This window comes from Oceanihabitans sediminis (genome assembly GCF_003337215.1).
Classification (GTDB): Bacteria; Bacteroidota; Bacteroidia; order Flavobacteriales; family Flavobacteriaceae; genus Oceanihabitans; species Oceanihabitans sediminis.
This window is the reverse complement of record NZ_QPIG01000001.1, coordinates 26,907-51,504: the sequence shown is the minus strand read 5'-3', so window position 1 is coordinate 51,504 and position 24,598 is coordinate 26,907. Positions and strand designations below refer to the sequence as shown.

General features: G+C 36.4%; 26 protein-coding genes. 23 read left to right on the top strand and 3 right to left on the bottom strand.

What is annotated here, in order from left to right:
- Positions 1-2: 2 nt before the first annotated feature.
- On the top strand, positions 3-953 hold the full coding sequence (locus tag DU428_RS00230; RefSeq protein ID WP_113965525.1) for a GSCFA domain-containing protein: 951 nt from the start codon (positions 3-5) through the stop codon (positions 951-953).
- A 186-nt stretch (positions 954-1,139) separates the two neighbouring features.
- Complete coding sequence (locus tag DU428_RS00225) at positions 1,140-1,754, top strand: DUF4230 domain-containing protein (protein ID WP_072348740.1); 615 nt, start codon at positions 1,140-1,142, stop codon at positions 1,752-1,754.
- Here the strand turns inward: DU428_RS00225 and DU428_RS00220 are convergent.
- Positions 1,749-2,054 (bottom strand): rhodanese-like domain-containing protein, encoded by a 306-nt coding sequence (locus DU428_RS00220; protein WP_072348742.1) that lies wholly within the window; start codon positions 2,052-2,054, stop codon positions 1,749-1,751. The genes DU428_RS00225 and DU428_RS00220 overlap by 6 nt on opposite strands.
- 89 nt (positions 2,055-2,143) lie before the next feature.
- On the opposite strand from DU428_RS00220, the gene DU428_RS00215 reads away from it, so the two are divergent.
- The 17 genes from DU428_RS00215 (at position 2,144) to DU428_RS00130 (ending at position 18,204) form a co-directional block, all read left to right on the top strand.
- Positions 2,144-2,716 (top strand): TetR/AcrR family transcriptional regulator, encoded by a 573-nt coding sequence (locus DU428_RS00215; protein ID WP_072348743.1) that lies wholly within the window; start codon positions 2,144-2,146, stop codon positions 2,714-2,716.
- 131 nt (positions 2,717-2,847) lie between these two features.
- Positions 2,848-3,921: a 2Fe-2S iron-sulfur cluster-binding protein gene (locus DU428_RS00210; RefSeq protein WP_072348745.1), complete on the top strand. Its 1,074-nt coding sequence runs from the start codon at positions 2,848-2,850 to the stop codon at positions 3,919-3,921.
- A 212-nt stretch (positions 3,922-4,133) separates the two neighbouring features.
- Positions 4,134-5,090 (top strand): 1,2-phenylacetyl-CoA epoxidase subunit PaaA, encoded by a 957-nt coding sequence (paaA, locus tag DU428_RS00205; RefSeq protein WP_229791281.1) that lies wholly within the window; start codon positions 4,134-4,136, stop codon positions 5,088-5,090.
- Positions 5,091-5,180: 90 nt separating this feature from the next.
- A complete protein-coding gene (gene paaB / locus DU428_RS00200) occupies positions 5,181-5,468 on the top strand; it encodes a 1,2-phenylacetyl-CoA epoxidase subunit PaaB (protein ID WP_072348749.1) in 288 nt (95 codons plus the stop codon).
- Between the two features lie 139 nt (positions 5,469-5,607).
- Positions 5,608-6,360, top strand: coding sequence for a 1,2-phenylacetyl-CoA epoxidase subunit PaaC (gene paaC, locus DU428_RS00190; RefSeq protein WP_110475873.1), 753 nt, complete (start codon positions 5,608-5,610; stop codon positions 6,358-6,360).
- Between the two features lie 139 nt (positions 6,361-6,499).
- Complete coding sequence (gene paaD / locus DU428_RS00185) at positions 6,500-7,000, top strand: 1,2-phenylacetyl-CoA epoxidase subunit PaaD (protein WP_113965524.1); 501 nt, start codon at positions 6,500-6,502, stop codon at positions 6,998-7,000.
- Positions 7,001-7,072: 72 nt separating this feature from the next.
- Positions 7,073-7,858 carry an enoyl-CoA hydratase-related protein gene (locus tag DU428_RS00180; protein ID WP_072348755.1) on the top strand — a complete coding sequence of 262 codons (786 nt, stop codon included), beginning with the start codon at positions 7,073-7,075 and terminating at the stop codon, positions 7,856-7,858.
- 107 nt (positions 7,859-7,965) lie between these two features.
- Complete coding sequence (locus DU428_RS00175) at positions 7,966-9,123, top strand: 3-hydroxyacyl-CoA dehydrogenase NAD-binding domain-containing protein (RefSeq protein WP_072348757.1); 1,158 nt, start codon at positions 7,966-7,968, stop codon at positions 9,121-9,123.
- Between the two features lie 38 nt (positions 9,124-9,161).
- Positions 9,162-9,539, top strand: a complete 378-nt coding sequence (locus tag DU428_RS00170) for a four helix bundle protein (RefSeq protein WP_113965878.1) — start codon at positions 9,162-9,164, stop codon at positions 9,537-9,539.
- Between the two features lie 13 nt (positions 9,540-9,552).
- Positions 9,553-9,963: a hotdog fold thioesterase gene (locus DU428_RS00165; RefSeq protein WP_113965523.1), complete on the top strand. Its 411-nt coding sequence runs from the start codon at positions 9,553-9,555 to the stop codon at positions 9,961-9,963.
- A 19-nt stretch (positions 9,964-9,982) separates the two neighbouring features.
- Positions 9,983-10,843 carry a KPN_02809 family neutral zinc metallopeptidase gene (ypfJ, locus tag DU428_RS00160; RefSeq protein WP_113965522.1) on the top strand — a complete coding sequence of 287 codons (861 nt, stop codon included), beginning with the start codon at positions 9,983-9,985 and terminating at the stop codon, positions 10,841-10,843.
- 99 nt (positions 10,844-10,942) lie between these two features.
- Complete coding sequence (gene pcaF / locus DU428_RS00155) at positions 10,943-12,157, top strand: 3-oxoadipyl-CoA thiolase (RefSeq protein WP_113965521.1); 1,215 nt, start codon at positions 10,943-10,945, stop codon at positions 12,155-12,157.
- Positions 12,158-12,418: 261 nt separating this feature from the next.
- Positions 12,419-14,920, top strand: a complete 2,502-nt coding sequence (gene paaZ, locus DU428_RS00150) for a phenylacetic acid degradation bifunctional protein PaaZ (protein WP_072348768.1) — start codon at positions 12,419-12,421, stop codon at positions 14,918-14,920.
- Between the two features lie 95 nt (positions 14,921-15,015).
- On the top strand, positions 15,016-15,768 hold the full coding sequence (locus DU428_RS00145) for an enoyl-CoA hydratase/isomerase family protein (RefSeq protein WP_072348771.1): 753 nt from the start codon (positions 15,016-15,018) through the stop codon (positions 15,766-15,768).
- Between the two features lie 66 nt (positions 15,769-15,834).
- Positions 15,835-16,212: a four helix bundle protein gene (locus tag DU428_RS00140; RefSeq protein ID WP_072348773.1), complete on the top strand. Its 378-nt coding sequence runs from the start codon at positions 15,835-15,837 to the stop codon at positions 16,210-16,212.
- Positions 16,213-16,252: 40 nt separating this feature from the next.
- Entirely contained in the window at positions 16,253-16,852 is a 600-nt protein-coding gene (locus DU428_RS00135) for an acyltransferase (protein ID WP_113965520.1), read from the top strand.
- Between the two features lie 11 nt (positions 16,853-16,863).
- On the top strand, positions 16,864-18,204 hold the full coding sequence (locus tag DU428_RS00130) for a phenylacetate--CoA ligase family protein (protein WP_072348778.1): 1,341 nt from the start codon (positions 16,864-16,866) through the stop codon (positions 18,202-18,204).
- 54 nt (positions 18,205-18,258) lie between these two features.
- Here DU428_RS00130 and DU428_RS00125 read toward each other — a convergent pair whose 3' ends face one another.
- The gene (locus DU428_RS00125) at positions 18,259-18,735 is read right to left on the bottom strand and encodes an Lrp/AsnC family transcriptional regulator (RefSeq protein ID WP_113965519.1); all 477 of its coding nucleotides are present in this window, start codon (positions 18,733-18,735) and stop codon (positions 18,259-18,261) included.
- Between the two features lie 199 nt (positions 18,736-18,934).
- Here DU428_RS00125 and DU428_RS00120 point away from each other — a divergent pair, with 199 nt between their 5' ends.
- The 4 genes from DU428_RS00120 (at position 18,935) to DU428_RS00105 (ending at position 23,999) form a co-directional block, all read left to right on the top strand.
- The gene (locus DU428_RS00120) at positions 18,935-20,212 is read left to right on the top strand and encodes a dihydrolipoamide acetyltransferase family protein (RefSeq protein WP_243633450.1); all 1,278 of its coding nucleotides are present in this window, start codon (positions 18,935-18,937) and stop codon (positions 20,210-20,212) included.
- Positions 20,213-20,297: 85 nt separating this feature from the next.
- Complete coding sequence (locus DU428_RS00115; RefSeq protein WP_113965518.1) at positions 20,298-21,359, top strand: branched-chain amino acid aminotransferase; 1,062 nt, start codon at positions 20,298-20,300, stop codon at positions 21,357-21,359.
- 143 nt (positions 21,360-21,502) lie between these two features.
- Positions 21,503-23,575: an alpha-ketoacid dehydrogenase subunit alpha/beta gene (locus DU428_RS00110; RefSeq protein WP_113965517.1), complete on the top strand. Its 2,073-nt coding sequence runs from the start codon at positions 21,503-21,505 to the stop codon at positions 23,573-23,575.
- Between the two features lie 76 nt (positions 23,576-23,651).
- On the top strand, positions 23,652-23,999 hold the full coding sequence (locus tag DU428_RS00105) for a hypothetical protein (protein ID WP_072348786.1): 348 nt from the start codon (positions 23,652-23,654) through the stop codon (positions 23,997-23,999).
- Positions 24,000-24,053: 54 nt separating this feature from the next.
- On the opposite strand, the gene DU428_RS00100 is transcribed toward DU428_RS00105, so the two are convergent.
- A complete protein-coding gene (locus DU428_RS00100; RefSeq protein ID WP_072348788.1) occupies positions 24,054-24,584 on the bottom strand; it encodes a DUF4136 domain-containing protein in 531 nt (176 codons plus the stop codon).
- Positions 24,585-24,598 lie beyond the last annotated feature (14 nt).

Below are 24,598 nucleotides of genomic sequence, written 5' to 3'. Positions count from 1 at the left end.
GAATGAACTTCTTAACAAAAATACCAATCCATCAACAAGAGAATAATCTTATAGATTATAATTCTAAACTCTTGTTGATTGGATCTTGTTTTTCTGAAAACATAGGAAGTAAATTTGATTATTTTAAGTTTCAGAATACCATAAACCCTTTCGGTATTTTGTTTCATCCAAAAGCTATTGAAGCTTTAATTGTAAATGCTATTGAAGAAAAAGAATTCACAGAACAGGATATCTTTTTCCATAACGAACAATGGCATTGTTTTGATGCGCACTCTTTACTTAGCAATACTTCTAAAGAAGTTTTACTGCAACAACTAAACGAAAGGATTACAGCAACAAAGACGCAATTACAAGAAGTTTCTCATATAATAATAACATTAGGGACTTCTTGGGTGTATAATCATATTGCTAACGATAAAACCGTTGCAAACTGTCATAAGGTTCCTCAAAAAGAGTTCGAAAAGCAAATACTTTCTGTAGATACTATTTTACAATCTCTCGAAAATATAGAAAAATCTATCAGGAGGCTGAATAAAAAGACTTCTGTGATTTTCACCGTTTCTCCCGTGCGACATATAAAAGACGGTTTTGTAGAAAACACACAAAGCAAAGCGCATTTAATTGCTGCAATACATCAATTCTTGGTTAAGAACCCTCAAAACTATTATTTTCCGAGTTACGAAATCATGATGGATGAACTTCGTGATTATCGTTTCTATAAGGAAGATATGTTACACCCAAATGAAATAGCGGTAAATTATATATGGGAGCGGTTTAAACAGACCTGGATTTCTCCTAAATCAGAAGTTACAATGAAAGAAGTTGCTGTTATTCAAAAAGGCTTAAGGCATAAACCTTTTAATCCAAGTTCAAAAGCGCATCTTCAATTTGTAGAAAATATTAAAAATAGGTCAGAGCAATTACTTCAAAAACATCCTTTTATGGAGTTTTAAGATGTTGGTAATTAATTGATAAGCGTTTTGACTAATATATTTTCTTTTCAACGAAATTAATCTTCAACTCTCAAATAAAAGACTAAATTTACAATGCTATTAATCAAGTTTCATTTTAAACATCAATAACAAGATTTATCATAAAAGATTTTGTTGTTGATGTTTTTTTATATGTATTTTTGAAATATGCGAAAAATTCTACTCGGTGTTATAATTGCTCTGGCTGTTTTATTCACTTTTAAATACTGTGAAAGTAAAAAACAAGAAAGTATTGTGCTTAAAGAAAGCTCAGCACTAATTCAAGAGCAAATAAAAAATGTTGGAAAGCTTGTAGTTACAGAAGGACACTTCAGTGAAGTTTTTAATTATAAAAGTTCTAAAGAAATATTCGGACAGTATTATACTTCAGATAAAAAAGCATTGGTGGTAGTTAATGCCGATGTGACTATCGCTTTCGATTTAAGTAAAATCGAATACGAAATAGATGAGGCTAATAAAATCTTAATCATAAAAAGTATTCCGAAGGAAGAAATAAAAATTAGTCCAGATTTAGAATACTATGATATTCAAGCGGATTTCTTTAATCCCTTTGAAGCGAAAGATTATAACGACATTAAAGAAACTATAAAAGCTTCCTTAGTGAAAAAACTAGAGGATTCCGATTTAAAAGCGAATGCTAAAAACAGATTGATTAGTGAGCTGTCCAAATTTTATATTTTAACAAATTCACTAGGATGGACACTGCAGTATAACGAAACTCCAATCTTAAAACCAGAAGCCTTTAATACCTTAAAATTATAGTTTTTGGCTTAAGCTAAACCAGCCTCCGCCATTCATAGCTTCTATACCTTGAGCCTTTAAAATAGTTGCCGCACTGCCAGAACGCATTCCGCTTGCGCAACAAGTAATTACCGGTTTGTTAAGTTTTTTTATCTCGTTAATTTTGCTATTTATTACTTGTAACGGTATGTTTTTAGATCCAGGAATTGCTCCTTGGTCATACTCTCCTTTAGTTCTTACATCTATTATCAATGTGCCTCTAGATTGAAAATCTTTAATTTTCTTAGATTTATTTCCAAAAATTGAATTTAATATTCCCATAATTTTATTTTTAAGCAAATTACCGCTATTTTTCTCTGTTTATTTGTAACAAGAGTTACAAGCTCTCTTTATAAGCATATTTAATTTTGATGAAGAAACCAGAAACTAGAAAAGAAGAAATAATAAATACTGCAGCTAAGCTATTTAAAGAAAAAGGTTATAGCGCAGTAACTATGCGTGACTTGGCAACGGCAATGGGGATGAAGGCAGCAAGTCTTTATAATCATATCAATTCTAAACAAGATATTTTAAATGCTATCATTATTTCTTTGGCAGAAGAGTTTCGGAATGGCATGCGATTAATTCACGATTCAGATGGTTCATGTGTTGATAAATTAAAAAAAATCATAGAACTAAATGTAGAAATTTCAAGGCAGAATAGTTTCGCTATGGCCTCCTTAAATAACGATTGGATGCATTTAGAGGAAAAAATGATGTACTATCAAAAGTTGAAAAAGGATTACGAAACCGATTTCAGAAACATATTAATAACCGGCATAGAAAAAGGAGAAATTGTAAATATAAATCCCGACGTTATGATGTTTTCTATGCTTACAACCTTACGTTCACTTTATATATGGATACCTAAAAAAGAAGATGTTAACCCAAGGGAACTATCAGAAAACCTGAATGTGATTTTAGTAAAAGGAGTATTAACTTAATATAAGATTATTTTATTATATTTGACATCAGACTAACAAGTGTTAGTTGAAGATTTAAGTTTAACATAACAGTTTCTTTTTCTTTTACAGGCCGAATATGGCTAAATTTAGAAAAACGAATTAAAGATAGAATGGCAGAATTTTACAAACTAAAAGTTGCAGACATTTATAAAGAAACCGATGATACTTCGGTAATCACTTTCGATATCCCTTCAGACTTACAAGATGTATTTAAGTTTAGACAGGGTCAACACTTAACCTTAAAAGCAGATATTAACGGAGAAGACGTTCGTCGTTCTTATTCCTTATGCTCTAGTCCAATAGATAACCAATGGCGGGTAGCTGTAAAGTTAATTCCTGGCGGTAAGTTTTCAAGCTTTGTAAATAATGAACTTCAGGCAAATGATACGCTTGAAGTCATGAAACCTAGCGGAACTTTCGGTGTGGAGGTCAACGTAGAAAAATCTAAAAACTATTTGTTTTTTGCTGCAGGATCTGGTATTACACCAGTTTTGTCTATGATAAAAACGCATTTACAAGGCGAGCCAAATTCTACTTGTAAACTGTTTTATGTGAATAAGACAGCAAAATCCATTATCTTTAAGGAAGAATTAGAGCAACTTAGAAATACCTATTTCGGAAGATTAGAAATTTATTATTTCTTAACCAAAGAGCGTCGCGATATCGAATTGTTTAACGGACGTTTTGATGATGAAAAAATGCAAGTCCTCACCAAAACATTCATCGATATTCCAGACACTAGCGAAGTGTTTCTATGTGGGCCAGAAAAAATGGTACATTATGTAAGTGATTATTTAATCAAAGCCGGGCTGCCTAAAGAATTGGTGCATTTCGAGCTGTTTGTTACCGGACTATCAGAAGAAGATATCAAACGTGCTGAGCGTCTAGCCAAACAAAATGTAGAAGGCGTGGAAGTCACTATCGTCGATGGCGGTAAAGAATTCGCATTCACCATGACCAAGGAGTACGACAATATTTTAGATGCTGCCTTAGGTGCTGGTGCCGATTTACCTTTCGCCTGTAAAGGTGGGGTGTGTAGCACCTGTAAATGTAAGGTCGTGGATGGCGCGGTAGAGATGAAAATCAATTACGCTTTAGACGATAAAGAGGTGTCACAAAACTTGGTGCTTAGCTGTCAGGCGGTACCAACTACAGAAAAAGTTGTTGTCGATTTCGACGTTTAATATAAACATTTGGGCGTTACCCTAAAGGGTCGGGCTTTCGGCAGTCGCTCTCTACGAGGAGCTCCAACAAAGCCTCAATCCCTAACGCACTAATCAGCCTACAAAAGGCATAATCAGAAATCAGTGATTGTTTACAAGTCCGGTTTCTAATTAAAATAAAAAATAAGTTCAATAAGCGAAAGGCGATGAGCCCAGAGCGAAAAGCTACTATTATGAGTGAAGAACAAATAAAAAATCTAGAAAAACAATTCGAAGAACGTATCGCAAGAGACGAGAAAATCGAACCTAAAGACTGGATGCCAGAAAAATACCGTAAAACACATATTCGTCAAATGTCGCAACACGCACATTCCGAAATTGTAGGGATGCTTCCAGAAGGTAACTGGATTACCAGAGCGCCATCTTTAAGACGTAAAGTAGCGCTTCTTGCTAAAGTACAAGATGAGGCTGGTCACGGACTCTACTTGTATTCGGCAACAGAAACTCTTGGGATTTCACGAGACGAAATGTACGAGCAACTCCATACCGGAAAAGCTAAATACTCTTCCATTTTTAACTACCCAACAATTACATGGGCAGATATGGGAGCCATTGGTTGGTTGGTAGATGGTGCAGCCATTATTAACCAAGTGCCACTTTGTAATACCTCTTACGGACCGTATGCAAGAGCGATGATTCGTGTGTGTAAAGAAGAAAGTTTCCACCAAAGACAAGGTTTCGAAATCATGCTAAAACTTAGTAATGGTACGCCAGAACAAAAGGAAATGGCGCAAGATGCCCTAAACCGTTGGTGGTGGCCAGCATTAATGATGCTTGGACCTACAGATGCAGAGTCTGTTCACACAGAACAATCTATGAAATGGAAACTGAAAAGAAAATCTAATGACGATCTGCGTCAGCAGTTTATAGATCAAACAGTGCCGCAAGCCGATATTTTAGGTTTAACCATTCCAGATCCAGATTTAAAATGGAACGAAGAACGCGGAAGCTACGATTTCGGTGAAATTAACTGGGACGAGTTTTGGCAAGTGGTTAAAGGTCACGGACCATGTAACAAAGAACGTATGAAAGCTAGAGTAGGAGCATGGGAGCGCGGAGAATGGGTTCGTGATGCAGCTATGGCTTATGCAGAAAAATCACAGGAAAGAAAGAAAAAACAAGTAATCTAAAAAAAGAACTTGAAAATGATCTTACACTGCAAATCGAATACATTTCGAAAGGCAAGTGAGAGTTCAATTTCAATTTAATATATAAATAATATGTCAACAAAAAACTGGCCTCTTTGGGAAGTCTTCGTAAGAAGTAAAAACGGATTAGAACACAGACATTTTGGTAGTCTTCACGCTGCAGATGCAGATATGGCTCTAGAAAATGCACGTGATGTATATACAAGAAGAAATGAAGGCGTAAGTATTTGGGTTGTAGAATCAAAAAATATTACAGCATCAAACCCAGAGCATAATGGCGAAATGTTTGAGCCTGCTCAAGATAAAGTATACCGTCACCCAACGTTTTACGATCTACCAGACGAAGTGAAGCATATGTAAAGGTGAAACTGAACTTGAAGCTGATTTAGCTAAATTGAAAAATGAAAATGATCAGCTTATTAGAATTATTGTCACAAGAATTAAAAATATAAATTGAAGGGATTTCGAATTCGATTTCAATTTCAATTTCAATTTCAACATGAAACAAAACTTATATAATTACATACTTGGAATAGCAGATAACAGCTTAATCCTTGGTCAGCGCATGGGAGAACTATGTGGCCATGGTCCAAGTTTAGAAACCGATATCGCGTGCACCAATATCTCATTAGATTTATTCGGTCAGGTGCGTAGCTATTTTCAATATGCATCAAAATTAGCAGGTGATGGTAGAACAGAAGATGATATTGCCATGCTTCGTCAAGAGCGTGAATATGTAAATGTCTTATTGGTAGAACAACCAAATACAGACTTTGCTTATACCATAGCACGTCACTTTCTTTTTGATGTATACCACTTATTATTCCTTACAGAATTAGAGAAAAGTAAAGACTTAACACTTTCTGCAATTGCGAAAAAATGTATTAAAGAAGTGCGTTACCATGAGCGATTTACTTCAGATTGGATGAAGCGTTTAGGTGATGGTACAGCAGAAAGTAAAGCCAAAATACAAGAAGCTATAAACGATTTATGGACCTATACCGATGAATTATTCCATCAAACGAAGGCCGATAAAGCTATGGTTGCAGAAGGAATAGGTGTAGATGTTACCAAGCTAAAAGACGCCTATTACGAAAAAGTAAACGAAGTTTTAACCGAAGCGACTTTAGAAACACCAGAATCTAAATACTTCCAAAAAGGAGGTAAAAAAGGTATTCATACAGAACATATGGGCTATTTGTTGGCAGAACTGCAATACATGCAGCGTGCTTACCCAAATATGGAATGGTAAAACAGAAATGTCATTCAGAGCGAAAGCGAAGAATTTCATGATAAAAAGAAAATAGAATAACGAAATCGAACACGAAGTTGAAACGCCAGATGTGAATTTTTAACTCCGAATTCAATTTCAATTTCAATTTCAACAACAAATGACAACAACAGAACAAAATATAGACGACATCTTAGTTCCAATCTTGGAGCAAGTTTCAGATCCTGAAATTCCGGTCCTGTCTATTATGGATATGGGGGTGGTACGTTCTGCAGTTATCGAAAATAATACAGTTAAAGTGCAAATCACACCAACCTACAGCGGCTGTCCTGCAATGGACGTTATTGGTGATGATATTAAAGCGGCTTTAAAACACGCAGGTTACGATTCTGAAGTAGAATTAATTCTGCACCCAGCTTGGACCACCGATTGGATTACGCCACGAGGTAGAAAAGCATTAGAAGATTACGGAATTGCAGCACCTCTTGGGCCGGAAGCCGATAAAGATGTATTGCTGCACGGAAAACGTTTTGTGAAGTGTACCAATTGTGGTTCGCAAAACACACGATTAGTCAGTCAGTTTGGTTCAACAGCGTGTAAAGCACAATTTCAGTGTGATGACTGCCAAGAGCCGTTCGACTATTTTAAATGTTTAAAATAAAAGTTATTTAAAACGAAGGGAAAATCTTCTTTAAGACCATCCCTTTTTTTTATGACAAACAAAATATAAGGTATGAGCAATAATTCAATCGAATTAAAAATCGAAAACAAAATCGCCTTCATTACACTAAACAGGCCAGAAGTTTTCAATAGTTTTAATCGCGAAATGGCTTTGCGTTTGCAAAGTGTTTTAGACGACTGTGAAAACAATCCGGAAGTTAGAGCCATGGTGTTAACCGGAAACGGAAAAGCATTTTGTGCAGGTCAAGATTTAAAAGAAGTAACCAGTCCGGAGTTAAATCCGGGATTCAAAAAAATCCTCGAAGAACATTACAATCCTATAATTACCAGAATCCGAAAAATTAAAAAACCAATTATAGGCGCTATAAATGGTGTGGCAGCTGGTGCAGGAGCAAATATTGCATTAGCCTGTGATATTGTAGTGGCTCATGAAAAAGTGAGCTTCATTCAAGCTTTTAGCTTAATAGGTTTAGTTCCTGATAGTGCAGGAACCTTCTTCTTACCGCGATTAATCGGTTTTCAAAAAGCGCAAGCCTTAGCTATGTTAGGAGATAAGATTTCTGCTGAAGAAGCAGAGAAAATGGGAATGATTTATAAAATGATTCCTTTAGAAAGCTTCGATGAAGAAGTAAATAAACTTGCATTGAAACTCGCTAATATGCCAACAAAAGCTTTAGGCTTAATCAAAGAGTTATTCAATAGCTCGATGACAAATACCTTAGAGCAACAATTAGCTCTAGAATCTAAATTACAGATTGAAGCGGCTCAAACAGAAGATTATGCTGAAGGAGTTTCTGCTTTTATTGAAAAAAGAAAACCTGAGTTTAAAGGGAAATAAGAAAGTTCGAATAAGGTTGCTTCCCGCAACTTAAATTCGATAATATAATTAAATAAACAGATTTGTTATTCCTACGCAGATAGGAATCCACAATAAAAATATAAAACATGAACGTAGGAATTATAGGTTCAGGAACCATGGGAAGTGGCATAGCGCAAGTTGCGGCCACTGCTGGTTGCCAAGTGAAATTATACGATACCAATCAAGCGGCTTTAGATAAAGCTAAGGCGTCTCTTGAGAAAATATTATCTCGTTTAATCGAGAAAGGTAGAATGGATTCTGCAGAAAAAAACAGAATTCAATCGAATATTTCTTATGTCGTTGAATTGAAAAGTTTAGCAGATTCAAACCTAACCATCGAAGCTATTATTGAAAACCTTGACATTAAGAAAAAAGTATTTTCAGAATTAGAGTCTTATGTTGCAGACGATTGTATTATCGCTTCCAACACCTCTAGTTTGTCTATCGCTTCCATTGCCTCATCACTTCAAAAGCCTGAACGTTGTGTTGGGATTCACTTTTTTAATCCAGCACCATTAATGAAGCTGGTAGAGGTTATTCCTGCAATTCAAACCTCAAAAGAAGTTCTTGAAAAGTCCATACAAACCATTAGCGATTGGAAAAAAACAGTCGCTGTTGCTAAAGACACTCCTGGATTTATCGTGAATAGAGTAGCACGTCCATTTTATGGTGAAGCATTACGAATTTACGAGGAAGGTATAGCTGACTTTGCAACGATTGATGATGCAATGAAACAAGTTGGTGGTTTTAGAATGGGACCATTCGAACTCATGGATTTCATTGGAAATGATGTGAATTATACCGTTACCGAAACCGTATTTACGGCCTTCTATTTCGATCCGAGATATAAGCCATCTTTTACACAAAAACGCTTTTCAGAAGCAGGCTACCTAGGAAGAAAATCAGGAAAAGGATATTATGATTATTCTGAAGGTGCTGTAAAACCAGAACCAAAACAAGATAAAGAATTAGCAAATCAAATATTCGATAGAGTATTGGTGATGCTAATCAACGAAGCGGCAGATGCCTTGTTTTTAAACATCGCCTCAGCCGAAGATATTGACAATGCCATGACTAAAGGGGTTAACTACCCAAAAGGACTATTGGCTTGGGCAGATGAAAAAGGTATCGATTGGTGCGTTTCAAAATTAGACGATTTATATAACGAATACCACGAAGACAGATACCGTTGTAGTCCGTTGTTAAGACGAATGAATAATAAAGGAATGACGTTTTTTAAATAGACATTTAAGGTATTAGGGATTTGGAAATAGGAATTAGTATGAAAAGCAACTACCATTTTAAGTTCGAAGATTTACAAGTTTATCAAAAAGCTATGGATTTCGGTGAAGTGGTAAATGCTTTAGTGAAAGACTTTCCAAATCATGAACTGTATGGGCTTTCATCACAATTCAGGAGGGCAGCAGATTCTATAGCATTGAATATTGCTGAAGGATATCCAGGCTCAGATGCACAATTCGTTAAGCATATAAATCATGCTATTTACAGTGCCAATGAGTGTGTGAGTTGCAGTACGAAAGCCAAAAGAAGATTTTATATTAGCTTTGAAAAAGATGAAGAGAATAGAAAATTAATTTCAGAATTAACAAAAATGCTATCTTCATTAAGAAGAAAAATTTTAGAACGAACTAATCCCTAATCCCTAATAACTAATGCCTTTAAATCCAGCTCAAATCCCACACAAAATGCTCAGCCAAGACGCCTATAGTCAATGGCTAGGAATTGAAATTCTAGAATGTGAATTAGGACGTTGCAAAGTAGGGATGACCGTTAGAAAGGAAATGCTTAATAGTATGGAGAAAGCCCATGGTGGTATCAGTTATTCATTAGCAGATACCGCCTTCGGTTTTGCAGCGAATACCCATGGTAAATATGCCGTTTCTATCGAAACGAGTATCAATCATATCGAAGCCTTAAACGAAGGGGATTATTTAGTGGCCGAATCCGTAATTGAAAATGTAAAAAACAGATTGGGCTTTAATATTATTGAAGTAAAACGTGGAGACGAATTAGTAGCTCTTTTTAAAGGGGTTGCTTATAGAACGCAAAAAGACTGGGAATAAACCATAAAACTATTAATATATGAAATGGCAAGGTAGAAGAAAAAGTGGAAACTTAGAAGACCGTCGTGGTATGGGGGCTAAAGGTAAAATTGCAGCAGGTGGTGGTTTGGTCGCCGTTGTTGTGATTCTCTTACAGCTTTTTGGTGGTGAAACAGGAAAGCAAATAGCTCCAATTATAGAACAAGTAGGTAATAGTCAAACGGTTCAGCAGGTAGAGCAAAGAGAATTAACCCAAGAAGAACAACTTATGGGTGATTTTATGGCTACCGTATTGGCAGATACAGAAGATATATGGACTCAACTTTTTAGAGAATATAATTTAGGGGAATACAAAGAACCTAAAATGGTATTGTTCAGTGACGCTGTGAATACGGCTTGTGGAAGCGCAAGTTCCGCTTCCGGACCATTTTATTGCCCAGGAGATCAAAAAGTGTATATGGATTTAGTCTTTTTCAACGAACTCAAATCACGTTTCGGTGCTAAGGGAGGCGACTTTGCTATCGCTTATGTTACAGCACATGAGATTGGTCACCATATTCAAACCATATTAGGAACGTCCAACAAAGTACGTCAATTGCAATCGCAATCTAATAAAGCGAAGGCCAATAGACTTTCTGTAGCTCAGGAGTTGCAGGCCGATTTCTATGCAGGTGTTTGGGCGCATCACAATAGAAAATATTTACAAGAAGGAGATATCGAAGAAGCTCTAAGTGCAGCTAATGCAGTTGGAGATGATGCCATTCAAAAGCGTACAAGAGGAACGGTTTCTCCAGATAGCTTTACTCATGGGACTTCAGAGCAACGTATGGAGTGGTTTATGAAAGGCTTTAAAACAGGGGATATGAGACAAGGTGATACCTTTTCTGCTATTCTGAATTAAATTTTAGATGTATACCATTGGTATTTCGTACGGGCTACGGAATCCAAAATAAAAAATTATAATATTAAAACGCTCAGCTGCTGAGAAGAATAAAAGATTATGAAAGAAGCTTATATAATAGACGGAATTAGAACACCAATAGGAAATTACAAAGGTACTTTATCTGCTGTACGAACAGACGATTTAGGAGCTATTGTAATCAAAGAAATTGTAAAACGTAATCCAAACATACCAAGTGATGCTTACGAGGATGTGATTATGGGTTGCGCTAACCAAGCAGGAGAAGACAATCGTAACGTAGCGAGAATGTCAGCGCTTTTAGCAGGCCTTCCTTTTACGGTTCCAGGAGAAACGGTGAACCGATTATGTAGTTCAGGGTTATCAGCAATCATTCACGCTAATAGAGCAATCAAAGCTGGAGATGGCGACTTGTTTATTTCTGGTGGTGTAGAAAATATGACCCGCGGGCCATACGTTATCGCTAAACCTTCTAGTGCTTTTGGAAACGATTCTAAAATGTACGACTCTAGTTTCGGATGGCGTTTTGTAAACCCGAAAATGAACGAGATGTACGGGACAGACGGTATGGGGAACACTGCCGAAAACCTAGTAGAGAAATATAATATCTCAAGAGAAGACCAAGATAAGTTCGCACTTTGGAGCCAGCAAAAAGCAACCAAAGCACAAGAAAACGGAAGACTGGCAAAGGAGATTGTTACCGTAGAAATTCCACAGCGTAAAAAAGACCCGATTCAATTTTCAAAAGATGAATTCGTAAAACCAACGAGTTCTTTAGAGGTACTGGCAAAATTACGTCCAGCGTTTAAAAAAGAAGGCGGAAGTGTAACAGCAGGAAACTCTTCAGGATTAAACGATGGTGCAGCAGCAACAATCATTGCTTCTGGAGTTGCCGTAAAAAAATATAACCTTAAACCGCTAGCAAGAATCGTAAGTTCTGCTGTGGTCGGTGTCGAGCCAAGAATTATGGGTATTGGTCCTGTAGAAGCGTCTAATAAAGCACTAGAAAAAGCAGGTTTAACAATGGACGATATGGATGTTATCGAACTTAACGAGGCCTTTGCTGCTCAAGCTTTAGCGTGTACGCGTGCGTGGGGATTAAAAGACAACGACCCGAGGTTAAATCCTAATGGAGGTGCTATCGCCATTGGTCACCCACTAGGTGTTACCGGTGCGAGAACCACGTATTCTGCAGCTCTAGAATTGAACGAGCAGAAAAAACGTTATGCTTTAGTAACCATGTGTATTGGCGTTGGTCAAGGTTATGCAGCGGTTATCGAAAACGTAAATCTGTAGTATTTGGGCGTTACCACAAGGGTCGCACTTTCCGCTATATCTTTTTTGCTTTTAATGGCAAAAAAGGATGCCGCTTCAATTGCTAACGCAAACGCAGTCGGACGGAATAAAGTCTAACAGGTTTTTTAAACCTGTTAGGTCTCAAAAATAGATGAAGAATAAAAAAGTAAAATGAAAATGAAATTGAACTCGGAGCACATTCAGCTTCAATTTTAGCTTCAATTTCAAATTTAAAAAACACCCACTGTCGTGGGCAATATTATGAAAAAAATACAAAATTACGTCAACGGAAAATGGACAGAAGGTACAGGTGAAGGTGTTCCAATGTTCGACGCTATTACAGGAGAAGTAGTTGCCTTATCGGATACGCAAGGTCTAGATTTTGGCGAAATTCTTCACTACGGAAGAACAAAAGGTGGTGAGAAACTACGTAAAATGACGTTTCAAGAACGTGGAAATATGCTAAAAAGTCTGGCGCTTTACCTTATGAAAAAGAAAGCCGCTTTTTACGAAGTAAGTTATAGAACAGGGGCAACAAAAGTAGATAGCTGGATAGATATTGAAGGTGGTTTCGGAAACCTATTTGCCAATGCATCGCTACGTAAATTATTTCCAAATCAGTCGTATCACGTAGAAGGTGATGCTATCGATTTGTCTCGTGGTGGTCGCTTTATGGCACATCATATTATGGTGCCTAAAAAAGGAGTTGCTGTTCATATTAATGCTTTTAACTTCCCGGTTTGGGGAATGTTAGAAAAATGTGCTACGAACTGGATGGCCGGTGTGCCTGCTGTAGTAAAACCAGCAACAAACACCTCGTTTCTAACCGAAGCTGTTGTTCGTGAAATTATAGCTTCTGGAATTTTACCAGAAGGCGCACTGCAACTTATTACCGGTTCGGCAAGAACGATTTTAGATACCGTAGAATCTCAAGATGTCGTGACCTTCACCGGTTCGGCAACAACAGGACGTTTATTAAAATCTCATAAGCGAATTATCGACGAGTCTGTGCCATTTAATATGGAAGCCGATTCATTAAACGCATCCGTTTTAGGTGAAGATGCTATTCCTGGAACGCCAGAATTCGACCTGTTTATTAAAGAGGTTAGAAATGAAATGACTGTGAAATGTGGACAAAAATGTACGGCTATCCGTAGAATAATTGTACCGCAAAATTTGGTTGAAGATGTTCAAATTGCCCTAGGTAAAGCCTTGTCTAAAGTAACTATTGGTGACCCGAGATTAAAAGAGGTGCGCATGGGAGCTTTGGTGAGTAAAGACCAAGTAACCGAAGTGAGAGAGCGTGTTCAAGAATTATCTAAAACAGCAAGTATTGTTTATGGTGATTTAGATAAGATTGAGACGATTGGTGCCGATGCTAAAAAAGGCGCATTCTTAAGTCCGATTTTACTTCGTGAAGATCATCCGTTTACAAATTTAGCAGTACACGAAACCGAAGCTTTCGGACCAGTAAGTACTATAATGCCATATAAAAACTTGGATGAAGCCATTACATTAGCGCAAATGGGTAAAGGATCGTTAGTATCTTCTATCGCCACTTACGATAATAAAGTAGCTAAGGACTATGTGGTTAATGCGGCAAGTCACCACGGACGAATTTTAGTGATAAACCGTGATATGGCTAAAGAAAGTACAGGCCATGGTTCACCATTACCAAACTTAGTTCACGGTGGTCCAGGACGTGCTGGTGGAGGAGAAGAAATGGGTGGAATGCGTGGTATAAAACACTATTTACAACGTACAGCCATTCAAGGTTCACCAACCACATTAACAGAAATTACAGGTATTTATCAGCAAAATGCCGAGTATAAGGAAGCAGAACAGCATCCATTTAAATACCACTGGGAAGATATCAAAGCGGGTATGTCGCTTAAAACGCATAACCGTACATTAACAGATTCTGATATTATCAACTTCGCGAATCTTACTTGGGATCATTTCTATGCACATACCGATACCACCTCTTTAGACGGTAGTATTTTTGAAAAAAGAACAGCACACGGCTATTTCATTATAGCAGCAGCAGCCGGTTTATTTGTTTATCCTAATAAAGGGCCTGTAGCAGCAAACTACGGATTGGAAGAATGTAGATTCCTTCGTCCGCTATACCACAACGACACGATCTATGTGCGTTTAACTTGTAAGCAAAAAATTGATCGTGATGTGGCTTCAGCAGAACACCCAAGCGGAATCGTAAAATGGTATGTTGAGGTTTTTGATGCCTTAACCGACGAAATGGTAGCCTTTGCAACGATCTTAACGATGGTTGAGAAAAAGCAAGAGGTTTTTGTTGAAATGACCGAAGATAAAATCAAAGAATGCCTTTCAAAATTAAAAGAAGATTCTAAACCGAAATGGGGAATTCTAACGCCTCAGCATCTTTTAGAACACCTTGAAGAAGGTTACAGATTAGCTTCAGGAGAAATTAAAGTAACCGAATGTGTCACTCCGGAAAAAATCGTTGAGAAAGTTCATAATTCATTATACAACTACGAGAAATTCCCAAAAGGAACGAGTTTCCCAACGTATAAAAAAGAAGAGTTAGAAGATTTAAAACATCCAGATTTCGAAACAGCAAAGGCAAAATTCTTTGAAGCAAGAGAGGCTTATGTTGCCTTCTATAAAGAAAATCCAGATGCCGTTTTAACAAATATGGTTTTTGGAGATTTAAATAGATACGAGTGGTATTTATTAGAGCGTAAACATTTAAACCACCATTTCCAGCAATTCGGATTAATTTAGTCTGTCATTCCTGCGTATACAGGAATCTTTAAAGAAAAAGTAATAATCATAAAATGGACTCCTGCTTTCGCAGGAAAGACAAAAAATATATTAAGATGAGTCAACCTTATGTTAAACTAGACATACAAAACGAAGTAGGATATATAGAATTTTTTCATCCTGCACACAACTCTCTACCGGGAGATATTTTAGCAAAATTAGCACAAACAATTACCGATGCAGGAACTAACGATGACATCAAAGTGATTGTTCTTAAGAGTGGAGGCGATAGAACCTTCTGTGCCGGAGCAAGTTTTAATGAATTAATTAACATCAACGATGCAGAAACAGGAAAGGTTTTCTTTTCTGGGTTTGCAAATGTTATTAATGCCATGCGCAAATGTCCGAAATTTATTATCGGTCGAGTGCAAGGTAAAACCGTAGGAGGTGGTGTTGGTTTAGCAGCATCAACCGATTATTGTATGGCATCGAAATTTGCTGCCATAAAATTAAGTGAATTAAATATTGGTATCGGACCATTCGTAGTCGGACCAGCTATAGAGCGTAAAATGGGATTAAGCGCCATGTCGCAAATCGCAATTGATGCCAACTCATTTTACCCTGCAGACTGGGCACAACAAAAAGGACTTTATACACAAGTTTACGATTCTACAGAAGCTTTAGACGAGGCTGTAAAAGCAACAGCGGAGCACTTATGTACCTACAATCCAGAAGCGATTAAAGAAATGAAAGCGATTTTCTGGAAAGGAACGGAAGATTGGGATACGCTGTTAGCAGAACGTGCTGCAACTAGTGGAACTTTAGTGCTTTCAGAATTCACAAAAGAAAAATTAAAGACCTATAAATAGCCTTGAGTCTTGAGCCTTTAGCTATGAGTTGGATTTTGAGAACTATACTTAATATGATTTAGCATTATGAAATTTGAAAGTAACTATCATTTTAGTTTTGAGAATTTAATTGTATATCAGAAAGCAATCGCTTTTGGTGAGATTATTAATGAATTGGTTGAAACCTTTCCACATAAAGAAACCTTTAGATTAACCTCTCAGTTTTCTAGAGCCGCAGACTCAATAGCTGCTAATATTTCTGAAGGTTCTGCTAGTACGGATGCCAATTTTAATAGATATCTTAAAATGGCTTGGGATAGCAGTCATGAATGTGTGACTTGGAATACAAAAGCATATTTGAGAAAGTATATTTCTAAAGAGCAATATGAATCAAATCGTGCATTATTGACTGAAAAAGGAAAAATGATATCTTCGTTAAGAAGAAAACTAAATATTAAAAATTAATCAAGCTCAAAGCTCATAGCTTTCAGCTTATCACTTAAACATGATTTACAAATTCAAAGGCTACACACCTGTTGTACATGAAAGTAGTTTTGTACATCCCTTAGCCGCAGTTACTGGCAATGTCATTATTGGAAAGAACTGTTACATCGGACCAGGCGCTACCATTCGTGGTGATTGGGGACAAATTATCTTGGAAGACGGAGTGAATGTACAAGAAAACTGTACAGTCCATATGTTTCCAGGGAAATCTATTGTCTTAAAAGAAAGTGCTCATGTGGGGCACGGTGCTATAATTCATGGGGCTAACTTAGGTAGAAATTGCCTTATCGGAATGAATTCTGTTATTATGGATGATGCCGAAATAGGAGATGAATGCATTGTAGGAGCTATGGCCTTTGTAAAAGCAGAAACAAAAATTCCAAGGCGTAGTTTAGTAGTCGGCAATCCAGCGAAAGTAGTAAAAGAGGTGAGTGATGATATGATTTCTTGGAAAACTGCAGGTACCAAGTTATATCAGCAATTACCTGCCGACTGTCACGAGACCCTAGAGGCTGTAGAACCTTTAAGAGAAGTTCCAAAAGACTTACCCAAGCAAGAGGATTTTTATAAAACGCTACAAGATTTTAGAAAGAATAATTAAGACATCTCATCATGTATAATAAAGAAATAGAAACGCTTCCACTTGTAAAACTTAGGAAGCTGCAAAGCGAACGCTTGGTAAACCTTGTAAATCGCGTATATAAAACAGTGCCATTTTATAAAGATCTATTTGATAAATCTGGTATCGATGTGTCATCGATAAAATCAATTGATGATATTCATAAATTACCATTTACCAAAAAAACAGATTTAAGAGATCGATATCCCTTTGGGTTTTTAACAGTGCCCGAAACTCAGCTAGCGAGAATTCATTGCTCTAGTGGTACTACAGGGAAACCTACCGTAGTAGCATATACCAAGAAAGACTTAAATATTTTTTCTGAAGTGGTGGCGAGGTCATTGGCTGCAGGAGGTGCCAAACCAGGAATGAAAATGCACAACAGTTATGGTTACGGATTATTTACCGGAGGTATAGGAATTCATTATGGAGCAGAACAATTAGGGATGTCTGTGGTTCCTGTTTCTGTGGGGATGACCGATAGGCAAATTACCCTATTACAAGATTTTAAACCGGAAGTTATTTGTTGTACACCGTCTTATGCGCAAACCATTGCAAGTGAATTGGAAAAGCGAAACTTGAGTAAATCAGATATCAACTTAAAATATGCTATTCTTGGTGCCGAACCATGGACAGAAGCGATAAGAACAGATATAGAATCGTCGTTAGGTGTAAAAGCAACTAATATTTACGGTCTAAGTGAAATAATCGGACCTGGAGTTTCGCAAGAAGCTTGGGATGAACAAGGAACAGGAAGTTATGTTTGGGAAGATCATTTCTTTCCAGAAATTGTAGATAAAGATACGGGAGAACCTCTTCCTTACGGAGAGGAAGGCGTGCTTGTGTTTACGACACTTTCTAAAGAAGCGATGCCATTTCTTAGATATTGGACAAACGATATTTGTAGTCTGTCGTACGATCATAGCACCTCTAGAACTCACATAAAAATGGGTAAATTAAAAGGTCGTGCCGATGATATGTTAATCATTCGAGGTGTGAATTTATTCCATACCCAAATTGAAGAAATCTTTACAGAATATACCGAACTAGCACCAAATTATCAGTTGGTGGTAACAAAACAAGGGCTTACAGATCAAGTAGAAGTAAAGGTGGAAACAAGTACTGATTTCCAAGAGAAAATAGGTTTAGGCAACGGATTTGTTAAAGATGACATTGTAAAGAATTCAGCTTTAATGGAAATGACAAATCAATTAAAAAAGAATATTAGAGATAAAGTTGGTTTAAGTATGCAGGTGACTTTATGTTGTTGTGATTCCATTCCTAAAAGTGAAGGAGGAAAACTAAACCGTATTGTCGATTTAAGAAACTCATAAGACCTCTTAAGAAGTACGAAAAAAGCCTAAGTATCGACTTAGGCTTTTTTATATTCAGATAATTCTACCCAAATCAATCTCATTGGTTTCTTTGCTGGTTGATAAAGCAATTAAACTTTGTACATTCCCTAAGTAAGGAAGCAAAGTTAGTTTCGATATAATAAACGTTTCGTAGGCCTCAATATCTTCAACGACTAACTTTAATAAATAATCAAAATTACCACTAACACGATGGCATTCAATAACTTCTGGAAAGCTATTTATTTGAGTAACAAACTTCTCTAAAAAACTTCTTGTATGCCCTTGCAAGGTAATTCCGATAAAAACAGTCTGTTTTAACCCTATTTTTTTATTGTTTAAAACAGCAACATATTTATTAATGTAACCCTCTTTTTCTAATTTTTTAATGCGCTCAAAGATGGGGGTTGTGGTCATTCCCAACTCAGTAGCGATGCTTTTTGTTGTTCGATTACTGTTTTGTTGCAGTAAAGTTAAGATCTGTCGGTCTATTTTATCAAGGCTATAATGCATAGGAAAATTATTTTTTTAACTCTACAAATATAGGTCTAAAAAGAATTTTTAGCTAAAATAATGTCTTTTAAAAGAATTATATTCTATGTAAGTTAAATACTATGGGTTTTAGGCTTTGGAAAGCGCAAAATTTAGTACTTTTATTTCTTTAATAAAACACTTTTTAAGCTTGGAAAAATTTGAATTGAAAATGCCTAAAATGGGCGAAAGTATTACTGAAGGGACAATCATTAATTGGTTAGTAGAAGAAGGTGATAGTTTTAATGAAGGAGATATAATTCTTGAGGTAGCAACGGATAAAGTTGATAATGAAGTTCCGGCTCCAGCATCAGGGAAATTAACTAAAATCCTTTTTCAAGCTAAAGATGTTGTGCCGGTAGGAACGGTAATCGCAACTTTAGAATTTTCAGAAAAAGTAGCAACTACAAATAAAGAGGTAGCTTCAGCAGCTTCAGAAGACAAAAAACCTTCTAAGACAAAAAAGCAAACCAAAAAGCCAAAAGTAGTACAACAAACACAGGTTGCAACAGGAGCTTTTTCAACAGCTAATACTAATACGTTCTTTTCGCCTTTAGTAATTAAAATAGCGAAAGAACATCATATTAGCTTTGAAGAATTAGCACGTATTCCTGCAACAGGAAAGGATGATAGACTACGTAAAAGCGATATTTTTCAATATATCGAAGAAGGTAGACCCTATAAATATGCGCAACCTATCACGCAAGATCCAACAGCATACCGAATTCCGCAATTAAATTTCGATAAAGGCAAAGGTAAAATCATCGAGATGGATAGAATGCGTCAAATGATTGCCGATCATATGGTGTATTCAAAACACACATCGCCTCACGTAACTGCTTATGTGGAAGCCGATTTAACGAATATGGTAAATTGGAGAAATGCTAATAAAGTAGCATTCCAAGAAAAATATGGTGAACGATTAACATTTACACCATTGTTTGTGGAGGCTGTAGCGAAAGCAGTAAAAGATTTTCCAAATATAAATGCTTCGGTAGATGGTAATAGCATCATTGTGAAAGAGGATGTTAATATTGGTATGGCAACAGCACTTCCTAGTGGAAACTTAATTGTTCCAGTGGTAAAAAATGCTGATACTAAGGATTTAAAAACCCTAGCTTCTAATGTAAATGAACTTGCAGGAAAAGCCAGAGAAAACAAGTTGGCTGGAGATGATATTAAAGGAAGCACATTTACCATTTCTAATGTTGGTACATTCGGGTCTGTTATGGGAACACCAATTATCAACCAACCAGAAGTTGCTATTTTAGCTTTAGGAATTATAAAGAAACGTGCAGAAGTTATTGAAACCGAAAAAGGAGACGAAATTGCTATTCGTAGCATGATGTATTTATCCTTATCTTTTGACCACAGGGTAGTCGATGGATTTTTAGGAGGAAGCTTCGTTCGTCGTGTTGCCGATTACTTTGAGCAATTTGATATAAACAGAGAAATATAATATATTGTTATTCCCGTCCTAGCGAAGAATTTCAATAAAATTAATACAGTATTATTTCGTTTTTCGAAATGAAAAAAATAAAAATATGAAGTACAAGATTACAGTTGATAAAGTAGAAAAATCAAAAGTTGACCAATTAGATTTTAACAACATTCCTTTAGGAACTACATTTACAGATCACATGTTCATTTGCGATTATGATAATGGCGAGTGGGTAGATGCAAGAGTAGTACCTATGGGATTAATTCCAACGCATCCTGCAGCAATGGCTTTGCATTACGGACAAGCAATTTTCGAGGGAATGAAAGCTTATAAGGATACCGATGGTACGCCAATGTTATTCAGACCAGAGCAAAATGCAAAACGTTTAAACGAAAGTGCAACGCGTATGGGAATGCCTGAATTACCAGAAGAAATTTTTGTTGAAGGACTTAAAAAATTAATTTCTATAGATCATAATTGGATTCCTCCAACAGAAGGAAGCGCTTTATATTTAAGACCTTTTATGTATGCCGATGAGGCTTTTATTGGGATGCGTGCAGCAACACATTACAAGTTTATCATCATGGCATCGCCAGCACAAGCACTGTATAGTAAGCGCATTAAATTATGGGCCGAAAAACAATATATCCGTGCCGCTCATGGTGGAACAGGAGAAGCTAAAGCAGCCGGAAACTACGCAGCAGCAGTACTTCCAACCGAATTAGCAAAAGCAAAAGGCTACGACCAAGTACTTTGGTTAGACGCAGCAGAACATAAATATATTCAGGAAGTTGGTACTATGAACATATTCTTCAAAATCAATGGAGAATTTATCACGCCAAACCTTGATGGTTCTGTGTTACACGGAATCACTAGAGCAAGTGTTATCGATATGTTGCGTTCTATGAATTTTAAAGTTACCGAGCGTAAAATCACGATCGATGAAATTAAAGAAGCTTCAGAAAACGGAAGTCTAGAAGAAGCATTCGGAACAGGAACCGCTGTAGGTATTGCTTACATCCAAGAAATTGGACTAGAGGATGAAACCATTCATGTTTCAGATGAAAGCCCTGTAGGGTTAGAAGTAAATGACACACTAAATGCCATTAAAACTGGTCAGTTAAAAGATAAATTTGGTTGGATGACCAAAGTAGATAAAGAGTAAATTAATTTGGGCGTTACCACAAGGGTCGGGCTTTCGGCAGTCGCTCTCTGCGAGGAGCTCCAACAAAGCCTCAATCCCTAACGCAGCATTAAGATAGATACTAATAATTACAAAAAACAAAACACAAGCATATAGATCATAATATGAAAAAGGAAATTTTAGAAAAAGGATTTTTAAATCTATGCACAGCAAAAGCAATGACAGAATTGTATGAAGCAAATTTTAAACACGTTTCAAAATATGTGCATGCAACCTCTCGTGGCCATGAAGCAATTCAAATTGCTTTAGGTATGCAATTGTTGCCTCAAGATTATGCTTTTCCATATTATAGAGATGATGCTATGTTATTATCGTTCGGTTTAACACCTTATGATTTAATGTTACAATTATTAGCAAAAAAAGAAGATCCTTTTTCAGGAGGAAGAACCTATTATTCGCATCCAAGTTTAAACGATGCCGATAAGCCTAAGATTCCACATCAATCTTCAGCAACCGGTATGCAAGCCATTCCAGCAACAGGTGTTGCTATGGGAATGAAATATATAGAGCAACAAGGCTTACAGAATCCACATGTGGTTCATGCAGAAAATGAAAAAGCTTTAAATCCTATTACAGTGTGTTCTTTAGGTGATGCGTCTGTTACCGAAGGAGAAATTGCTGAGGCCTTCCAAATGGCAGCTTTAAAACAAATGCCTATTTTGTATTTAGTACAAGATAATGGTTGGGATATTTCAGCGAATGCAGCAGAAACTCGTGCTCAAGACGCTTATGAATACTCCAAAGGTTTTAAAGGATTAGATGCAATTACTATCGACGGAGCAAACTTTACAGAAAGTTACCAAGCCTTAGAAAAAGTGATAGAAACTATTCGTACAGAACGCCGTCCATTTTTAGTACATGCTAAGGTTCCTTTATTAAATCACCATACTTCTGGAGTGCGCATGGAGTGGTATCGAGATGATTTAGAAGAAGCAAAAACTAGAGACCCGTATCCTGTTATTAAGCAACAATTGTTAGATAACGGATTCACGCAAAAAGATATTGATAGAATAGAGGCAGAGGCTAAAGAAAAAGTTCAGGCAGATTACGATAAAGCCTTATTTGCCGAAGATCCAAAGCCAGAAGATTTATTTACAAACGATTTTGCACCAACTCCAATTACAGAAGAAAAAGGAGAGCGTTCACCAAAAGGAGCAGATAAAGTTGTGATGGTTGACTGTGCTTTATTTGCGGTAGAGGAATTAATGAGAAAACACAAAGAGTGTTTATTATATGGTCAAGATGTTGGAGGGCGATTAGGTGGTGTGTTTAGAGAAGCAGCAACCTTAGCACAGAAATTTGGTGACGATCGTGTATTTAATACAGCCATTCAAGAAGCTTTTATAGTTGGTTCTACTGTGGGAATGTCAGCAGTTGGATTAAAGCCAATTGTTGAGGTACAGTTTGCCGATTATATTTGGCCAGGATTAAATCAGTTATTTACCGAAGTAAGTAGAAGTTGCTATTTATCTAATGGTAAATGGCCAGTAAGCATGATTCTACGTGTGCCAATTGGTGCTTATGGAAGTGGTGGTCCTTACCATTCTTCTTCAGTAGAAAGTGTTATTACTAATATTCGCGGTATTAAAATTGCTTATCCAAGTAATGGTGCAGACTTAAAAGGCTTAATGAAAGCTGCTTATTACGATCCAAACCCGGTGGTTATCTTAGAGCATAAAGGATTGTATTGGTCTAAGGTTCCAGGAACACAAGGAGCAACATCGGTCGAGCCTAGTGAAGATTATGTATTGCCATTTGGAAAAGCATGGTTGTTACAAGAAATTTGGAAACAAGATGATGTAGAAACACTAACGATAGTTACCTACGGAATGGGAGTGCATTGGGCAATGAATGCAAGTGAAGAATTAGGATTGAAAGATCAAATAGAAGTAATTGACTTACGAACACTTTATCCTTTAGATGAAGATACCGTTATGAAATCTGTAAAGAAAACAGGTAAGTGCTTAGTAGTAACAGAAGAACCTTCAAACAATAGTTTTGCAAGAGCTTTAGCTGGAAAAATACAAGAAGAGTGCTTTAGATATTTAGATGCACCAGTAATGACCATTGGAAGTGAGAATATGCCTGCAATTCCTTTAAATAGTATCTTAGAAGAAACGATGATTCCTTCTACAGAAAAGGTAAAAGTTCAAATTGAAAAACTTTTAAGCTATTAATTAAATCTATTTTAGGTTTCAAATTATTTTGTATATTGAACACTTAAAATTCAAATATTATAAATATTAAATAAATATGAAAAAGTACTTTACACTTTTAAGCTTTATAGCAGTTTTCTTTATTGGTTTACAACAAACACAGGCACAGGATTCTAGACAACAGTCACCAGAGCAAGTAGCAAAAATGCAAACGCATGCAATACACCAAGCAGCAACACTTACAGGAGATCAACAAGCGGAAACTTTTTATATTTTAGTGGATTACCATCAAAATTTAAAGGGTTTAAGAGGAAACACAAGTATTGAAGATGTTAAAAAAGTAAAAGCATCTTTAGTTGAATCTACAAACGCTAAATTAAAAGCTGTTTTAAATGCAGAGCAATATGCAGCGCATTTAGAGTTATTAAACGAATATTCTAAGTAATTTTAGTTTATATATAATAAAAAAGCCACTCGTTTGAGTGGCTTTTTTTTGTTTTTACTTTTTTGCTCCCGGAGGATATTTTTCTAATATCTTAGTTACAAACTCTTGAATTCGTTCTTCCTTCTTGTTTTGAGAAAGGTAACCAGTTCCTTGTCCTTGCCAAACTAATTCTTTCTTAGAAGCATCTATTAGGTCTATATATAAAACCCCTTCTGTATTTCTTGTAACAGTACTATTGTTCCAATAGTAAGGTCTCCAGCCCCAACCATAACCGTAAGGTCCGTAACCATTATTATATACATTTACTTCTTCTCTAGATTTTGTAAAAATACTTACTAGTAAATCTGGTTTTTCAGATTTAGTGAAACCTTTAGCGGTTAATTCAGCTTCTATAGCACGTAATATTCTACGCTTATCAATATCATTAATTTCAGCTTTATCAATGCCAGTTTTATAAAAAGCAAAGGTTTTATAATTATTAAAATCTGCTTGTTTATCGTAATCGGATGCAACTCTTACAGAGCTACACGAAGTGGTAATTACTAATAAAAGTAATAAAGTCGTAATGGATAATAGATGTCTCATAGTTGCAAGTTTTA